This window comes from Streptomyces sp. NPDC088261 (assembly GCF_044740805.1).
In the GTDB taxonomy this organism is placed as follows: Bacteria; Actinomycetota; Actinomycetes; order Streptomycetales; family Streptomycetaceae; genus Streptomyces.
Window position 1 is genome coordinate 135866 of record NZ_JBIURL010000014.1, and the last position, 16049, is coordinate 151914.

15 protein-coding genes are annotated in these 16049 nt (G+C 72.1%); 10 read left to right on the forward strand and 5 right to left on the reverse strand.

What is annotated here, in order from left to right; all coding sequences use genetic code 11:
• Window positions 1-11: 11 nt before the first annotated feature.
• Window positions 12-956 carry an SDR family oxidoreductase gene (locus tag ACIODU_RS25165; protein ID WP_401769993.1) on the forward strand — a complete coding sequence of 315 codons (945 nt, stop codon included), beginning with the start codon at window positions 12-14 and terminating at the stop codon, window positions 954-956.
• 88 nt (window positions 957-1044) lie between these two features.
• On the forward strand, window positions 1045-1413 hold the full coding sequence (locus ACIODU_RS25170; protein WP_401769994.1) for a hypothetical protein: 369 nt from the start codon (window positions 1045-1047) through the stop codon (window positions 1411-1413).
• A gap of 131 nt (window positions 1414-1544) precedes the next feature.
• On the opposite strand, the gene ACIODU_RS25175 is transcribed toward ACIODU_RS25170, so the two are convergent.
• Complete coding sequence (locus ACIODU_RS25175) at window positions 1545-5063, reverse strand: S41 family peptidase (protein ID WP_401769995.1); 3519 nt, start codon at window positions 5061-5063, stop codon at window positions 1545-1547.
• A gap of 223 nt (window positions 5064-5286) precedes the next feature.
• On the opposite strand from ACIODU_RS25175, the gene ACIODU_RS25180 reads away from it, so the two are divergent.
• Together ACIODU_RS25180 and ACIODU_RS25185 are read left to right on the forward strand one after the other, a co-directional pair.
• Entirely contained in the window at window positions 5287-5859 is a 573-nt protein-coding gene (locus ACIODU_RS25180) for a TetR/AcrR family transcriptional regulator (protein ID WP_356426918.1), read from the forward strand.
• A 187-nt stretch (window positions 5860-6046) separates the two neighbouring features.
• Window positions 6047-8314 carry an MMPL family transporter gene (locus ACIODU_RS25185; protein WP_401769996.1) on the forward strand — a complete coding sequence of 756 codons (2268 nt, stop codon included), beginning with the start codon at window positions 6047-6049 and terminating at the stop codon, window positions 8312-8314.
• A 212-nt stretch (window positions 8315-8526) separates the two neighbouring features.
• Here the strand turns inward: ACIODU_RS25185 and ACIODU_RS25190 are convergent, their stop codons facing one another.
• Window positions 8527-8940 (reverse strand): SsgA family sporulation/cell division regulator, encoded by a 414-nt coding sequence (locus ACIODU_RS25190; protein ID WP_356429730.1) that lies wholly within the window; start codon window positions 8938-8940, stop codon window positions 8527-8529.
• Window positions 8941-9239: 299 nt separating this feature from the next.
• Here ACIODU_RS25190 and ACIODU_RS25195 point away from each other — a divergent pair, with 299 nt between their 5' ends.
• The 4 genes from ACIODU_RS25195 (at window position 9240) to ACIODU_RS25210 (ending at window position 13188) form a co-directional block, all read left to right on the forward strand.
• A complete protein-coding gene (locus ACIODU_RS25195; protein WP_356429733.1) occupies window positions 9240-10307 on the forward strand; it encodes an energy-coupling factor ABC transporter permease in 1068 nt (355 codons plus the stop codon).
• A gap of 1 nt (window position 10308) precedes the next feature.
• Window positions 10309-11070, forward strand: a complete 762-nt coding sequence (gene cbiQ, locus ACIODU_RS25200) for a cobalt ECF transporter T component CbiQ (protein ID WP_401769997.1) — start codon at window positions 10309-10311, stop codon at window positions 11068-11070.
• Complete coding sequence (locus ACIODU_RS25205; RefSeq protein WP_401769998.1) at window positions 11067-11942, forward strand: energy-coupling factor ABC transporter ATP-binding protein; 876 nt, start codon at window positions 11067-11069, stop codon at window positions 11940-11942. The genes cbiQ and ACIODU_RS25205 overlap by 4 nt, the downstream gene beginning before the upstream one ends.
• 82 nt (window positions 11943-12024) lie before the next feature.
• Entirely contained in the window at window positions 12025-13188 is a 1164-nt protein-coding gene (locus ACIODU_RS25210; RefSeq protein WP_401769999.1) for a serine hydrolase domain-containing protein, read from the forward strand.
• Window positions 13189-13196: 8 nt separating this feature from the next.
• Here the strand turns inward: ACIODU_RS25210 and ACIODU_RS25215 are convergent, their stop codons facing one another.
• Genes ACIODU_RS25215 through ACIODU_RS25225 form a run of 3 tightly spaced genes read right to left on the reverse strand, consistent with a single transcriptional unit; the run spans window position 13197 to window position 14076 of the window.
• Complete coding sequence (locus ACIODU_RS25215) at window positions 13197-13457, reverse strand: hypothetical protein (RefSeq protein ID WP_401770000.1); 261 nt, start codon at window positions 13455-13457, stop codon at window positions 13197-13199.
• A complete protein-coding gene (locus ACIODU_RS25220; protein ID WP_401770001.1) occupies window positions 13454-13657 on the reverse strand; it encodes a hypothetical protein in 204 nt (67 codons plus the stop codon). Before ACIODU_RS25220 ends, ACIODU_RS25215 begins: the two co-directional genes overlap by 4 nt.
• Complete coding sequence (locus tag ACIODU_RS25225; protein ID WP_401770002.1) at window positions 13654-14076, reverse strand: ATP-binding protein; 423 nt, start codon at window positions 14074-14076, stop codon at window positions 13654-13656. Before ACIODU_RS25225 ends, ACIODU_RS25220 begins: the two co-directional genes overlap by 4 nt.
• A 579-nt stretch (window positions 14077-14655) precedes the next feature.
• On the opposite strand from ACIODU_RS25225, the gene ACIODU_RS25230 reads away from it, so the two are divergent.
• Both ACIODU_RS25230 and ACIODU_RS25235 read left to right on the forward strand, forming a co-directional pair.
• A complete protein-coding gene (locus tag ACIODU_RS25230) occupies window positions 14656-15519 on the forward strand; it encodes a hypothetical protein (RefSeq protein ID WP_401770003.1) in 864 nt (287 codons plus the stop codon).
• Window positions 15504-16043: a GNAT family N-acetyltransferase gene (locus ACIODU_RS25235; RefSeq protein ID WP_401770004.1), complete on the forward strand. Its 540-nt coding sequence runs from the start codon at window positions 15504-15506 to the stop codon at window positions 16041-16043. Before ACIODU_RS25230 ends, ACIODU_RS25235 begins: the two co-directional genes overlap by 16 nt.
• Window positions 16044-16049 lie beyond the last annotated feature (6 nt).

A 16049-nucleotide genomic window follows, 5' to 3' on the forward strand; every position in this document is an offset into this window, starting at 1 on the left:
GAGGACGTGGCATGAGCCGTATCGGATCGAAGAGTCGTACCGGATCTGACAGCCGTACCGGATCTGACGGCCGTACCGGATCGAACCGTCTCGAAGGGCAGGTCGCCGTTGTCACCGGCGCCGCGCGCGGGGTGGGGGAGCACCTTGCCCGCAAGCTCTCGGCGCGTGGCGCGCGGGTCGCGCTGGTGGGGCTGGAGGAGGACGGGCTGAAGCGGGTGGCGGGGCGGCTGCACGGGGACGCCGCCCACTGGTACGCGGACGTCACCGACCACGCCGCGATGGCGCGGGTGGCCGGGGAGGTGAAGGAGCGCTTCGGGACGGTGGACCTCGTCGTCGCGAACGCGGGGGTGGCGTCCGGGGGGCCGTTCGTGGGCTCCGACCCGGACGCGTGGCGGCGAGTGGTGGAGGTGAACCTGATCGGGGGCGCGGTGACGGCGCGGGCGTTCCTGCCGGCGCTGCTGGAGAGCCGGGGCTACTTCCTCCAGATCGCGTCGCTGGCCGCGCTCACGCCGGCGCCGATGATGACCGCGTACTGCGCGTCCAAGGCGGGGGTCGAGGCCTTCGCGCACAGCCTGCGCGCCGAGGTCGGGTACCGGGGGGTGCGGGTCGGCGTCGGGTACCTGTCCTGGACGGACACCGACATGGTGCGGGGCGCGGACGAGGACGACGTGATGCGGGAGCTGCGGGGGCGGCTGCCGTGGCCGGCCAACCGTACGTACCCGCTCGGCCCGGCCGTGGACCGGCTCGTCGCCGGGATCGAGCGGCGGTCCGCGCAGGTGTACGGACAGGCGTGGCTGCGGGGGGCGCAGGCCGTTCGGGGGTATCTGCCGGGGCTGATCGCCACGGTGGGGCGGCGCGAGATGCGCCGCTTCGGGCCCCGGCTCGAGGGGGTGCGCACGGGGCTGGTGGGGGCGGGCGGGGCGGCCGACGAGGAGGCCCGTACGCTGCGTAACTGATCGAAATGCGCGGAATGTCGGGCCGTGTCAGTCTGGTCGGGATCCACCCCCCCCGTAGGGCCCCACAGACTTTCAGGAGTGGCTTTTCATGGGTATTTCGGACCAGTTCAGGGACAAGGCGCAGGAGCTCCAGGACCAGGCGCGGTCGCGGATGAGCGACCAGGAGAAGGACAGGGCGAAGGCCAAGGGTCAGGGCCGCGGCGCGGACGGCCGTGGCACGGACGGTCGCGGCACGGACGGACGCAGGGACCGGGACATGGACCGCGACATGAGCCGTGACGCGGGTCGTGACGCGGGTCGTGGCGGCGACCGCGACATGGGGCGCGACATGGGTGGTGACCGCGACCGGCGGGGCACGGACCGGGACATGGGCCGCGACATGGGCCGCGACCAGGACCGGGCCGACCGGGAGCGGGCGGACCGCGACGGCATGCGGGGCGGCGCGCGCGACGCCTGATCCTTCGGCCCGGTACGTACCGTACGTACGGGAGGCGCACCCCGATCGTGGGGTGCGCCTCCTTCCCGTGCGGCGGTCCCGCGGGCCGGTGGCGTCCGGTGGTGTCCGGTGGTGTCCGGTGGTGTCCGGGGTCAGGCCGGCCCGCGCGGGGGGAGCTTGGGCCGGCGGAGGTCCGGGACCGCGCCGTACCCCGGCGGGGTCGCGGCCGGATGCGCGGCCAGCAGGTCCAGCGCCACCCACACGGCGTCGTCCAGCTGCGCGTGCCGGCCCTCCGCCCAGTCGAGCGGGGTGCGCAGGGCCTCGATGTCCGGGTCCACGCCGTGGTTCTCGACGGACCAGCCGTACGCGTCGAACCAGGCGGCGTTCATCGGGACGGTGATGACCGTGCCGTCGCCGAGCCGGTGGCGGCCGGTGATGCCGACCACCCCGCCCCAGGTGCGCTGCCCGACCACCGGGCCGAGGTTCAGGAGCCGGAAGGCGGCCGTGATCATGTCGCCGTCGGAGGCGGTGGCCTCGTCGGCGATGGCGACCACCGGGCCGCGCGGGGCGTTCGAGGCGTACGAGACGGGCTGGGCGTCACGGGTCAGGTCCCAGCCCAGGATGCGGCGGGTGAGCTTTTCCACGACGAGTTCGCTGATGTGGCCGCCCGCGTTGCCCCGTACGTCCACGATCAGGGCGGGGCGGGAGACTTCGAGGCGCAGGTCGCGGTTGAACTGCGCCCAGCCGGAGCCGCCCATGTCGGGGATGTGGAGATAGCCGCAGCGACCGCCGCTGATCTCCCGTACGACCTCGCGGCGTTTGGCGACCCAGTCCTGGTAGCGCAGCGGGCGTTCGTCGATGAGCGGGACGATCGCGACGCGGCGGGAGTGGGCCTCGGGTCCCGCGGTACGGAAGGTCAGCTCGACGGTGGTGCCGCCGGCGGCGGACAGGAGGGGGAAGGGGCCGGCCACGGGGTCGACGGGGCGGCCGTCGACGTGGGTGAGGACCGCGCCCTCGCGGATGCCGGTGCCGGCCAGCGGGGAGCGGGCCTTGGAGTCGGAGGAGTCGCCGGGGAGGATGCGCTTGACCATCCAGTTCCCGTCGCGGCACACGAGGTTGGCGCCGAGCAAGCCCATGGCGCGCTGGTAGTGGCGGGGGCCTTCGTTGCGGCGGGCGGGGGTGACGTACGCGTGGGACGTGCCCAGCTCGCCGACGACTTCGCGGAGGAGGTCGGCGAACTCGTCGGGAGAGGCGACGCGTTCGACGAGGGGGCGGTACTGGGCGAGGACGCCGTCCCAGTCGATGCCGCACATGTCCGGCTCCCAGAAGTACGCGCGGATCAGGCGGCCGGCCTCCTCGTACGCCTGGCGCCACTCCGCCTCCGGGTCGACCTCGTGGAGGATCCGGCGGAGGTCGAGGTAGACGGTGGAGTCGCTGTCGCCGGGCTCGGTGGCGGGGACGGCGCGCAGTTCGTCGTCGTCCACGACGACCAGGCGGGTGCCGTCGCCGCTGGGGGCGAACCAGTCGAGGTGGGCGACGAGTTCGCTCTTGCGGGCCTTGGTGAGGTCGAAGTGTTCGAGGGTGGGGCGGCCCGAGGTGTCGGCGGGGTTGGCGAAGGTCTCGCCGAGGGCGCCGGAGATGGGCCAGCGCAGCCAGACGAGGCCGCCGCCGCTGACGGGGTGCAGCGCGGAGTACTTGGACGCGGCGACGGGGAACGGGGTGACGCGCGCGGCGAGTCCCTCCTCCTCGACGGTGACGGTGCCCTCGCCGGCGTCGGCGTCGCTCATCGCCGGGTCGAGGCCGCCGGCGGCGGGGCGGCCGTCGGGGGAGAGGGCGAAGGGGGACGGGGTCGCGGAGGACAGCGGTACGAGGTAGGGGCGGCAGCCGAGCGGGAAGGAGAGGTCGCCGGTGTGGACGTCGTAGACGGGGTCGAAGCCGCGCCAGGAGAGGAAGGCGAGGTAGCGGCCGTCGCTGGTGAAGACGGGATTCTCGTCCTCGAAGCGGCCGTTGGTGACGTCGATGATCGTACGGTCGGCGCTGCCGCCGATGCGGGCCATCTTGATCTGGCGCAGGGTGCGGCCGACGCCGGGGTGCGACCAGGTGAGCCAGTCGCCGTCCGGCGAGAACGCGAGGTCGGCGACGGGGCCGTTGATGGACCGGATGACCTCGGTGACGATGCCGTTGCCCTCGCCGGGCGGCTTCCATCGGGTGGACCCGGTACGGGGCGGGTCGCCTGCGGCGGGCGCGGGGCCTGTGGCGCCGGGCGCGGCGAACGGGGCCCCTTCGGGGGTGGCCCCGGCGGCGGTGGGTGTCGACCCTGCGGCGGGCGGGGCGGGGGCCGTGGGCGCGGCGTCGGCACCCGCCCCGGGCGGCGCGGTCGCCGGACCCGGCCCCGGCGTGGGCGTGCTCGCCTCCGGGGTGTCCTCCGTTGTGTCGATCAGGAGCAGTCTGCCGTCGTGGGATGCGACCGCGATGCGGTCTCCCGTGGGGGACGAGACCAGTTCGTGGACTCTGCCGAGGTGGCCCGAGGCCAGGCGGCGTGGGGGGCGGTCGCCCGTCGCGCGGGGGAGGTAGGCGATCTCGATCGCGTCCTCGCCGTCCGCGTCCGTGACGTACGCGACCTGGCCGCCGCCGCCCAGCATGTCCGGCTGCCGTACCCGTACCCCCGGCGTGTCCGCGATTGTGCGGGCCGGGCCGTCGCGGTGGGTGAGCCAGTAGAGGCTGCCCCGTACCGACACCGCGCTCGCCCGCCCCGTCGTGTCCACCGAGACCGCGTCCACGTGGCTCGCCGCCGGGACCTGGTACGCGCGGCGGCCGGCGCGCGGGCCGCCCAGGCGTACGTCCAGCTTGCGCGGCACCGAGTCCGGGGTCAGGGCGTCCACCAGCCAGATGTCGCCCGCGCACTGGTAGACCACCCGGCGCCCGTCGGAGGAGGCGTGGCGGGCGTAGAACGCGTCGTGGTCGGTGTGGCGGCGCAGATCCGTACCGTCGGGCAGGACCGAGTACAGGTTCCCCACCCCCTCGTGGTCCGAGAGGAACGCCACCCGCCCGTCCACGAACATCGGGCAGTCCAGATGGCCCCCGATGTCGGGGAGCAGGCGTTCGCCGTGCAGCCACAGCCGCCCCGTCGCCCCGCCCCGGTACCGCTTCCACGCGGCCGGCTCGTGCGGCGGCTTGCCGGTGAGCAGCAGCGTGCGGTGTTCGCCGTCGATGTCCGCCACCGCCAGGTCCGCGACCGGCCCCCACGGCAGTTGGCTGCCCGGCGAGCCGTCGGTCGGGACGCTGTAGGCCCAGGAGTAGTACGAGAACGGCTGGCCGTGCGAGGAGACCGCGAGGATCTGCGACTCCCCGTCCTCACCCGGCGGGGTCCAGCCGCAGACCCGGGTGTCGGTGGAGCCCCAGTAGCCGAGCCGGCGGGCCGGGCCCCCGTCCACCGGGGCCAGGTGGATCTCCGGGTCGAGACTGCGCCACGTCGTGTAGGCGATCTGCCGGCCGTCGGGCGAGAAGCGCGGGTGACCGACTCTGGTGCGGTCGACGGTCACCCGCCACGCCCGTCCGGGCCGGTGCCCGGCCGGCACGAGGGGTGCGACCCAGAGGTCGTCCTCGGCGGCGAAGCACAGCAGGTCGTCGTGCAGGTGCGGGAACCGTAGATACGCGACGTCGTCACTCACCCCCCAATGCTTTCCGCGTGGAGGGGGTGCGGCAACTTCTGGCCGGGGACTTTTTGCGCCCACATTTATGCCGTCCTCACGTCTGTGGCGCAGCCCACAAGCGAAACGGTTTCGTTTCGCTGGGCGCCGGGTTATCTTCGTACTGTACGAAACCGTTTCGTTCGGAACGCCGGGCAGGGCGAGCGGGCGAGAAGAGCGGGCAACGACGCGCAGGGGGTGGACCATGGCGGGTACGAGGCTGACGCCCCAGCGTGAGACCGAGTTGTACGGCACCGTGCTCGACCTGCTGCGTGAGGTTGGTTACGACGCCCTGACCATGGACGCCATCGCCACCTGCGCCCGCTCCAGCAAGGCCACCCTCTACCGCCAGTGGGGGAGCAAGCCGGTGCTGGTCGCGCGTGCCCTGCGGCACACCAAGCCCGACCCGGCGCACGAGGTCGACACCGGTTCGCTGCGCGGTGACTTCCACGCGATGACGGCGCTCACCGACGAAACCCAGATGGAACGGGACTCCGCGCTGATGCGGGGGCTCTTCCATGCCGTCCACGACAACCCCGACCTCCGCGACGCGCTGCGCGACGTGGTGGTCGAACCCGAGACGAGCGGACTCAAGACCCTGCTCAGGCGAGCGGTCGACCGCGGCGAGATCGCCGCGGACCATCCCGCGCTGCCGTTCGTCCTGCACATGCTGGTCGGCGCCTTCGTCGCCCGGCAGCTCATCGAGGACCGGTCCGTCGACCGGGCGTTCCTCGTCGCGTACCTGGACGCCGTGGTCCTCCCCGCCCTCGGCGTCTGACCGTCCCCGTACGCGAAGAAGTCCCCCAGTTCACGAAGTCCCCGCAGTCCCAGTAGTCCCCCCAGTCCCAACAGTCCCCGCACCCTCTCCCCGTAACACCCCGCAATCCCCTGACGCGTGCCGCTCTCTCGCCGTCGGGTCGGCTCCCCATGCCCTTGTTTCGTCCACAGACCGGGAGTACGCCCTCGTGGCCACGTTCCTCTACAAGCTCGGCCGGCTCGCCTTCCGGCGCCGCCGCTACGTCGCCCTGATCTGGGTGGCCCTGCTGGCGTTCGCCGGCGTCGCCGCGGCCTCCGCGTCCACGCCCACCTCCAGCTCCTTCTCGATCCCGGGTACGGAGGCCCAGCGGGCCTTCGACCTGCTCGACCAGCGCTTCCCCGGGGCCAGCAGCGACGGCGCCACCGCCCGGGTCGTCTTCAAGGCGCCCGCGGGCGAGAAGATCACCGAGGCCGGGAACAAGGCCGAGGTCAAGAAGATCGCCGACGAGCTGAAGGCCGGCTCGCCGCAGGTCAAGTCCGTCAACGACCCGTTCACCACGGGCGGGGTCGCCAAGAACGGCTCGACCGCGTACCTGAGCGTCTCGTACAAGGTCGGCTCGGAGTCGCTGACCGACGAGACCCGTACCGCGCTGGAGGACGCGGGCGCCGACGCCAAGGCCGAGGGCATGGCGGTCGAGATCGGCGGGGACGCGCTCCAGGTCGCCCCGGAGACGGGCTCCGGTGAGATCATCGGTGTCGCCATCGCGGCGGTCGTGCTGGTCATCACCTTCGGGTCGCTGATCGCCGCCGGACTGCCGCTGGTCACCGCGCTCCTCGGCGTCGGCGTCGGGATCTCCGGGATCACCGCGCTCGCCACCGTCCTCGACCTCGGCTCCACCACCTCGATCCTCGCGATGATGATCGGCCTCGCGGTCGGCATCGACTACGCGCTGTTCATCGTCTCGCGCTACCGGGCCGAGCTGGCCGACGGCCGGGAACGGGAAGAGGCGGCGGGACGGGCCGTCGGCACGGCGGGATCCGCCGTGGTCTTCGCCGGGCTCACCGTGGTCATCGCCCTCTCCGGGCTCGCCGTGGTCAACCTCCCGATGCTCACCAAGATGGGCCTCGCGGCGGCCGCGACCGTGGTGATCGCCGTCCTCATCGCCCTCACCCTCACCCCGGCGATGCTCGGGTTCGCGGGCAAGCGGGTGTTCGGCCGCAAGGCCCGTAAGGCCATGGACCACACCGACGCCCAGGTGCGCGCCGGAGCGGTGCCCGTCGAGAAGAAGCCCAACATGGGCACCCGCTGGGCGCGGTTCGTGCTGCGCCGGCCGGTCGCCGTGCTGGTGGTGGGTGTGCTCGGCCTCGGTGGCATCGCCCTCCCGGCCACCTCGCTGGAGCTGGGCCTGCCCGACGACGGCTCGCAGCCGGTCAGCACCACCCAGCGCAAGGCGTACGACCTGCTCTCCGACGGCTTCGGCCCCGGGTTCAACGGGCCGCTCATGCTGGTGGTCGACGGCCAGGCGGACAACAACGCCAAGGCCGCCGCGCTCGGCATCTCGGCCACCGTGAAGAAGATGGACGACGTCGTCACCGTCCTGGACCCGGTGCTCAACAAGGCCGGCGACACCGCGACCGTCACCGTCATCCCCAAGGACCGGCCCTCCTCGATCAGGACCGAGGAGCTGGTGCACGACATCCGGTCGGCCGCGGCGACGGCCCGGGCGGAGAACGGCGCCGAGGTGTACGTCTCCGGCGCCACGGCCCTGAACATCGACTTCTCGCAGCGCATGAACGACGCCCTCCTGCCGTACCTGGCGCTGGTCGTCGGGCTCGCGTTCCTGCTGCTGATGCTGGTCTTCCGGTCGGTCCTGGTCCCGCTGAAGGCCGCCCTCGGCTTCCTGCTCTCGGTGGTCGCGGCGCTCGGCGCGGTCGTCGCCGTCTTCCAGTGGGGCTGGCTCGGCGGGTTGCTCGGGGTCGAGCAGACCGGCCCGATCATGTCGATGATGCCGATCTTCATGGTGGGCGTGGTCTTCGGCCTGGCGATGGACTACGAGGTCTTCCTGGTCACCCGCATGCGGGAGGCGTACGTCCACGGCGAGCGGCCCGGCGAGGCGATCGTGACCGGGTTCCGGCACGGGGCGCGGGTGGTGTCGGCGGCGGCGGTGATCATGATCGCGGTCTTCTCCGGCTTCATCGGGGCCAGTGACGCGATGATCAAGATGATCGGGTTCGGCCTCGCCGTCGCGGTCTTCTTCGACGCCTTCGTGGTCCGGATGGCGATTGTGCCGGCCGTGATGGCCCTGCTCGGCAGGCGGGCGTGGTGGCTGCCGCGCTGGCTCGACCGGGCGCTGCCCAACGTGGACGTGGAGGGCGAGCAGCTGCGCAAGCGGCTCGGGGACGACGCGGAGGAGGCGGCCGGCTCCGGCGGTCCGGAGGGCGGTCCCGGCTCCGAGCGCGAACTCGTGCGCGTCTGAGGTATCCGACGTACGGAAAGGCTCGGCGTCCTTCCGGATACGCCGTCCCAGTGCTCCGGGGTGCGCGGGTGTGAGCGGCACCCGGACCCCGGACACGCACCGGCACCGTGGGGACGGGGGCCGGGAGCGGCGCGTGGCCCGGTCCCGCACCCCCGAGAGGGGGGCGGGACCGGGCCACAGCGCGTTGACCGATCAGGTCCTGTCCGTCCGGCTCAGGTCTTGTTCAGCAGGTTCCCCAGCTCGTTCTCGACCTCGATCTCGTGGTGCTCCTTGCCTGCCGGGACCATCGCGTACGAACTCTCCAGGAACCGCCGCAGCGGCGCGTTGTCGAACTGCACCAGCGCGACCCCGTCCGGCGAGTGGAACTCCAGTACGGTCTGGGCCCGCCCGCACGGCCACACCAGCACGTCACCCGTGCCGGACGGCAGCCGCAGGCCGGTTTCGAGCAGGTCGCGGGCGAAGGCCCAGACCACCTCGCTCCGGTCGAGCGAGACCTCGGGAGGAAACACGATGCGCATCGCGAGCGGATCGGCGCCGTCGTAGAGCAGGGTGACGGGAACGGTCTTGTGCTGGGCGGCGTCCGTGATCAGACGGGCTTTGGCGGGTTGTTCCACGACGGGTGGCATCGGCTCGCTCCTCTGGGGTGAGAGCCGGGGACGGTGAGTCTGGCGTCACGACCCCGCAGGCTTTATCGGACCTTCATTTCATAGTCACACAAAACAGTCAAATGGGGACATGGTGCCCAGCGAGGCTGGTTCGCCTCACGCTTCCCCGCAACCCCCCGTTCCCCGGGAGGGCGGGTTGCATACAACCTGCTCTTGCGAGTTGTTCGCAAGAGGGCCCTATCATCAGACGGTTCCCCACCGCCAGCAGACGGTGACCACCGCCCGGTCCTCAACAGCCCCCGCAGGAAGCGGAGCCCGCCATGCATGTCCCCGACGGATTCATCAACCTGCCCGTCTCCGCCGCCGCCGGTGTGGTCGCCGTGGGCGCCGTCGCCGTCAGCCTGCGCGGCGCACGCCGTGAGCTGGACGAGCGCACCGCGCCCCTGGCCGGGCTCGTCGCCGCCTTCATCTTCGCCGTACAGATGCTCAACTTCCCGGTCGCCACCGGCACCAGCGGCCATCTCCTGGGAGGAGCCCTGGCCGCGATCCTCGTCGGCCCGTACACGGGCGTGCTCTGCATCTCCGTCGTCCTGCTGATGCAGGGCATCCTCTTCGCGGACGGCGGTCTCACCGCGCTCGGCGTGAACATCACCGACATGGCCGTGATCACCACCGTCGTCTCGTACGCACTGTTCCGCGCGCTGGTGCGGATCCTGCCCCGCGCCCGCCGCTCCGTGACCATCGCGTCCTTCGTCGCCGCGCTGGTCTCCGTACCGGCCGCCGCGATCGGCTTCACCCTCTTCTACGCGGTCGGCGGCACCACCGACATCCCGATCGGCAAGGTCCTGACCGGCATGGTCGGCGTCCACGTGCTGATCGGCATCGGCGAGGCCGCCATCACCGCGCTGACCGTGGGCGCGGTCATCGCCGTACGCCCCGACCTGGTCCACGGCGCCCGCGGCCTCTCCGCCCCGCTCAAGCTGCGGGTCGGCGGCGAGCTGGTGGACGCGGCGCCCGCCACCGCGCCCGTGCCCGTCGCGGCGCGGTCCGCCTCCACCCGCGCGGTCTGGGCGACGGGCCTGGTCACCGCCCTCGTACTGGCCGGATTTGTGTCCTTCTACGCCTCCGCGAACCCCGACGGCCTGGAGAAGGTCGCCGCCGACCAGGGCATCGACAAGAAGACCGAGCCGCACCACACCGCCGACTCCCCGCTCGCCGACTACGGCGTCAAGGACATCACCGACGCCCGGATCTCCGGCGGCCTCGCCGGGGTCATCGGGGTGGCCGGCACCGTCGCCGTGGGCAGCGGGATCTTCTGGGCGGTGCGCCGGCGCCGTACGGCCGACCGGGACGGCTCCGTGACGTCCTTCGCCGGCGGGAGCGTCTGACATGGGCGCCGGTCACGCCCACAAGCTCTACCGGCACGGCCACAGCCCGGTCCACGACCTGCCGCCGCACTGCAAGCTCGCCGCCGTCTTCTGCTTCGTCCTCGTGGTGGTCTCCACCCCGCGCGAGGCGATCTGGGCGTTCGGCCTGTACGCGGTGCTGCTGGCGGCGGTCGCGGCGGCGGCCCGTATCCCCGCCGGATTCCTGCTGCGGCGGATGCTCATCGAGGTGCCGTTCGTCGCCTTCGCCGTCCTGATGCCCTTCGTGGTCCCCGGCGACGAGATCCACGTCCTCGGCGTCCCCCTGAGCGTCCCCGGGCTCTGGGGCGCCTGGAACGTCCTCGCCAAGGGCACCCTCGGCGTCGCCGCGTCCGTCCTGCTCGCGTCGACCACCGAGCTGCGGTCGCTGCTGCTGGGCCTCCAGCGGCTGCGGCTGCCGCCCCTGCTCGTGCAGATCGCCTCCTTCATGATCCGGTACGGCGACGTCATCACGGACGAGATGCGCCGGATGTCCATCGCCCGGCGCTCGCGCGGCTTCGAGGCGCGGGGTGTACGGCACTGGGGGGTGCTGGCCAAGACGGCGGGCGCCCTGTTCATCCGCTCGTACGAGCGCGGTGAGCGGGTCCATCTGGCGATGGTGAGCCGGGGGTACGCGGGCACGATGCCGGTCATCGACGAGGTGACGGCGTCGCGGGCGCAGTGGCGGTACGCCGCCGCCCTCCCGGTGACGGCGCTCGCGGTGTGTCTGCTTGGCTGGACCCTATGACTCGGCCGGACCCCGTACCCCAGGACGCCACGCCCCTGGAACCCACACCCCACGCCCTGACGCCCCAGGACCCCACGCCCGTACCCGCCACCGCCACCGCCCCCTCCGCCCCCCGGCCGGCGTCCCTCGACGTCCGGGGCCTCGCCTACGCCTATCCCGACGGCCACCAGGCGCTCTTCGGCGTCGACCTGACCGTCGCGCGCGGCGAGCGGGTGGCGCTGCTCGGTCCCAACGGGGCCGGCAAGACCACGCTCGTCCTGCACCTCAACGGCATCCTCGACGCCGGGGCCGGCACGGTCGCCGTCGCCGGGCTGCCGGTCGAGAAGCGGAACCTCGCGGAGATCCGGCGGCAGGTCGGCATCGTCTTCCAGGACCCGGACGACCAGCTGTTCATGCCGACCGTCCGGGAGGACGTGGCGTTCGGCCCGGCCGCCGCCGGGCTGCGCGGCGCCGAACTGGAGGCGCGGGTCGCCACCGCGCTCGGGCGGGTCGGCATGGCGGAGTACGCGGACCGCCCCCCGCACCACCTGTCGTTCGGCCAGCGCCGCCGGGTCGCGGTCGCGACCGTCCTGGCCATGGAGCCGGAGATCCTCGTCCTCGACGAACCGTCGTCCAACCTGGACCCGGCGTCCCGGCGCGAACTCGCCGACATCCTGCGGTCGCTGGACATCACAGTGCTGATGGTCACGCACGACCTGCCGTACGCGCTCGAACTCTGCCCCCGCGCCGTCATCCTGAGCGAGGGCGTCATCGTCGCGGACGGTGCCACCCGCGATCTGCTCGGTGACGAGGCGCTGATGGGCGCGCACCGGCTGGAGTTGCCGTTCGGTTTCGACCCGAAGTCCGTGGCGCCGGGACCCGTCGCACCGTAGGTATGTTTCTTCCGAGCGGTACGCGCGCGCGAGCGGCGACCGGATCGGAACAGCGAGCGGTACGACGGGCGGGAGTGCGGGCGTGGACGTCCAGGGCACGGTGGCGGCGGGCTTCGAGCCGGTCAGGGATGCCTTCGTACGGAACTTCGAGCGGCTGGGTGAACGCGGCGCGGCCGTCGCCGTCTACCGCGACGGGCACAAGGTCGTGGACCTGTGGGCCGGCACGCGGGACGTCGACGGGACGGAACCGTGGGCCCTGGACACCGCGCAGACGGTCCGGTCCGCCACCAAGGGGATCGCCGCCGCCGTTCTCCTCCTGCTGCACCAGCGCGGGCAGATCGACCTCGACGCCCCGGTGGGCACGTACTGGCCGGAGTTCAAGACGGCGGGCAAGGAGCGGGTGCTCGTACGGCACCTGCTCACGCACCGCGGTGGACTGCCCGCCCTGGACCGGCCGCTGACCCCGGCCGAGGCGATCGACGGCGAGTCGGGCGCGCGGGCGCTCGCCGCCCAGCGGCCCCTCTGGGAGCCGGGCACCGACCACGGCTACCACGCGCTCACCCACAACTGGCTGATCGCCGAACTGGTCAGGCGGGTCACCGGCCGGAGCGTCGGCCGCTGGATCGCGGAGGAGATCGCCGGGCCGCTGGGGCTGGACTTCTGGGTCGGTCTGCCCGCCGAGGAGGCCCACCGGGTCGGCCGCATCGGCCCCGCCGAGGCGCCGCCCGCCGCCGAGGGGGGCGGTGAGCTGCGGCTGCGGCCGAAGCGGTCCGTGGCGGAGGCGTACAAGGACCCGGAGTCGCTGACGCGGCGGGCGTTCGGCGCGATCGCGCCCCGGGCGGACGAGAACGATCCCGCCTACCGCGCGGCCGAACTGCCCGCAGGGGGCGGGATCTCGACGGCGCGGGCGCTGGCGCGCGTCTACGCGGCGATGATCGGCCCGGTCGACGGCCACCGCCTGTTCGCCCCCGCCACGCTCACCCTGGCCCGCACGGAGGAGTCGGCGGGCCCGGACCGCGTCCTGGTCGTCGCCACCCGCTTCGGCCTGGGCTTCATGCTCCACGGCCCGGCGGCCCCCCTCCTGGGCCCCGGCTCCTTCGGCCACCCGGGCCGCGGCGGCGCCCTGGGCTTCGCGGACCCCGAATCGGGCATCGCGTTCGGCTACGTCACGAATGGCATGCGCAAGGGCGTCACGGCCGACCCGAGAGCACAGGCGCTGGTACGCGCGGTACGCGCGGCGCTCTGAGCGCCGGATCAGGTGGCCTCAGCTCCGTGAGGGAATCGAGGGATCTGCACGTACCGCCTGCCGGGCCTCGCCTGAGCCACGGAATGCATGACGAGCAACTCCTCTATGCAGACCCGGCAGGCGAACAGGGGAGTGATCGCCTCCGGACTCACGATCTCGCCCGCGCGGGCCACCTGGAGCCCCTCCCGCGAACAGCGGAAGCACCAGCCAAGCTCGTACTCGTACGCCGAGAAGAGGGCGTCCAGGCGGTCCACGGGGCGACCGGTCACCGGTGTCGCCTCTCGCCGGGTTGCACCAATGGCTCGGTCACGGTGAGCTTCTCGGCGTCCTCGGCCACCCAGTTCCCGCCCCCTCCCCAGATGGGCCGGAGAATGTACGTGGTCCCCTGCTGGACGTCGGTCACGATGGCCTTCCGGTCGGTGGCCCCGTCGTGCACCTGATCGCCCACCCATGCTTTCCCGTCCTTCATGCCGCGTCCTCCACTCGCATCTCGCCCCACACCTGTTTGCCCCACGGGTAGAGGTCGGTGCCCCAGCGCTCGGTGAGGGAGTTGACGATCACGAGGCCCCGGCCCCGGATCTGGTCGCCGTTGGAGTCGGTCCGCATCATCGGGATGGCTTTCGAGCGGTCGACGACCCCGAGGCGAATCCAGTTCTCCGTGGGGCGCGAGACGATCACACGGATCGAGGAGAGCCGGCCGTGGTCTACGGCGTTCGAGACCAGTTCGGTGATGACCGCCGTGGCGTCATCGATCTGGTCCTCCAGGCCCCATGCGGCCAGGGCGGTACGGACGAGCCTGCGGGCGACGGCAGCGCTCTCCGGCTGGCGGGGGAGGGGCTGGGAGTACCCGGGGTGTCCGGTGGGGCTGGGTGTGGCGGTCACTGTCATCGGGACCTCAATGGGTGTGTGAACTGCCTGCGGTGTGCCAGCCGGCGGACGGCCTCGTGTCAGTGAACGACCCGCTTCAACGTCGCAGGAGGAAATATCAGCCCGTCGTGCGTGTGACTCGACCGGAAATTTCGGTAGTTCACCACTCACTGATGGGAACTCGGTCACTACCGTGGGTACATGGAGGGGAACGAGAGCCTCAGCAGCGCGATGCGGGAGCGGGGCCTGACACAGGTCGAGTTGGCCGATGCCGTGAACACACTGCTGATCCGCTCCGGCTACGACGGCACGGTCAGTGACAGGACGATTCGCCACTGGCTGACCGGAAAAACCAGGTGGCCCCACCCCCGGCAGCGCAAGGCGTTAGAGGCAGTATTCGGCTGTACGGCCGGGGAGCTGGGGTTCAGCCCACCGACTGGAAGACGACGTCCCGCCAGCGAACCGGAGTCCCCTGTGGACCGCAGGAACTTCCTCACCGCAGCCACTGGCACAGCCGCCGCCGTGGCGTCTTTTGTCGGTGCCCCGCCGCAGGTAGGCACTTCTGACGTCATCAGGCTTCGCAGTGGGCTGGACGCCTTGATGGAGCTGGATCGCAGCAGAGGAGGCCACGAGGGCCTGGAGCGGACTGCGTTGGCCGGAGCGGCCGAGTGTCTGGAGAAGCAGAAGCTCGGGGCCTCGCAGCGCATCCGGCTCCGGCTCTTCTCCGTGGCCGCCGACTACACCGCCACGGCGGCCTGGAGCGCGATCGACGCCCGGCAGATGGACCGCGCCTCCCAACTCCTCGGCCGGGCGTTGTACTTGGCCGGAATGGCCAAGGACCCCACCGCGGAGATGCGGGTTTGGAACTCGTACGCGATGCTCGCCTACCACCGGGATCAATACGCTGAAGCCGTCGATGCCGCTTACGCGGCTCTGGGGACGACGATCGCCCGGCGGGAGCCGCTGTACAGCTCCCTGGCCCATGCCCGTACGGCCATCGGCCACTCGCACCTCGGTGACCGTCAAGCCGCGATCCGCTCTCTGGGGCATGCTCAAGAGGCCCTGGACAAGGCGGAGACGGATGGTCCCAGGCCGAGCTGGATCGCCTTCTACGGGCTCTCCGAACTGATGGCCATGACCGCCATCGTCCGGGACCGGATCGGGGACTCCGCCGAGGCCGAGGCAGCCTCCCACACTGCCCTGGCCACCATCCCGGGGGAGTTCCGGAGGAACAGGGCCCTGGCCACCGTCCGGCTCGCCCTGGCCCAGCTCCACCAGCGCGATGTCGACCAGGCGTGCACCACGGCCGCCACGGTCTTCTCCCTGATGTCCGGCAACCCGATCCCCGGCCGGATCCGATCCCTGCTCGGCGACTACTACCGGGACTTGATCACTCTTGCGCCGGACGCCTCGGTCACCCGAGAGTGGGGCGACCGCTACCGAACCGAATGGAGCCGACTGTGAGCGCCGCCGAGCTGGACATCCGCCGTTTCGGGCACGACGACCTGCCACAGATCCGGCAGACGATCATCGACCTCCACGCCGCGGCGGCGGGCCCCGACCGGGACGACGACTTCAAGAAGAAGTTCCCCTGGTTCGTGGACCACTGGGGCGGTCACCCGGACTTCGCCTGCGTGATCGCGTACGACGGGGACGAGGCGGTGGGCTTCGCGTACGGCGCTCCCGCCACTTATGGCCGCGAGTGGTGGCGAGAGCACGTGGAGACCGTGCCGGAGAAGACGCTGACCTTCTCGTACTCCGAGCTGGCCGTCCACCCGAAGAAGCGGAAGCAGGGCGTGGCGCACGCCCTCTCCCGTGCCCTCCTGGCGGAGAGGCCCGAGAACCTCGTCGTCCTCCTGGTGGACGTAGACCACCCCCGCGTCCAGGCCCTCTACGAGAGCTGGGGCTTCCGGAAGGTCGGCGAGCGTCAGCCCTTCCCTGACTCTCCGGTGTACGCCGTGATGCTGGCCGACCTGCCCCTGAGCTGACCGCGA

Coding starts and splice junctions, on each gene's coding strand:
- ACIODU_RS25225 (WP_401770002.1), bottom strand. CDS start 14,076: ATGACAGTGACCGCCACACCCAGCCCCACCGGACACCCCGGGTACTCC.
- ACIODU_RS25180 (WP_356426918.1), top strand. CDS start 5,287: ATGGCGGGTACGAGGCTGACGCCCCAGCGTGAGACCGAGTTGTACGGC.
- cbiQ (WP_401769997.1), top strand. CDS start 10,309: ATGGGCGCCGGTCACGCCCACAAGCTCTACCGGCACGGCCACAGCCCG.
- ACIODU_RS25195 (WP_356429733.1), top strand. CDS start 9,240: ATGCATGTCCCCGACGGATTCATCAACCTGCCCGTCTCCGCCGCCGCC.
- ACIODU_RS25230 (WP_401770003.1), top strand. CDS start 14,656: ATGGAGCTGGATCGCAGCAGAGGAGGCCACGAGGGCCTGGAGCGGACT.
- ACIODU_RS25170 (WP_401769994.1), top strand. CDS start 1,045: ATGGGTATTTCGGACCAGTTCAGGGACAAGGCGCAGGAGCTCCAGGAC.
- ACIODU_RS25205 (WP_401769998.1), top strand. CDS start 11,067: ATGACTCGGCCGGACCCCGTACCCCAGGACGCCACGCCCCTGGAACCC.
- ACIODU_RS25165 (WP_401769993.1), top strand. CDS start 12: ATGAGCCGTATCGGATCGAAGAGTCGTACCGGATCTGACAGCCGTACC.
- ACIODU_RS25235 (WP_401770004.1), top strand. CDS start 15,504: ATGGAGCCGACTGTGAGCGCCGCCGAGCTGGACATCCGCCGTTTCGGG.
- ACIODU_RS25220 (WP_401770001.1), bottom strand. CDS start 13,657: ATGAAGGACGGGAAAGCATGGGTGGGCGATCAGGTGCACGACGGGGCC.
- ACIODU_RS25190 (WP_356429730.1), bottom strand. CDS start 8,940: ATGCCACCCGTCGTGGAACAACCCGCCAAAGCCCGTCTGATCACGGAC.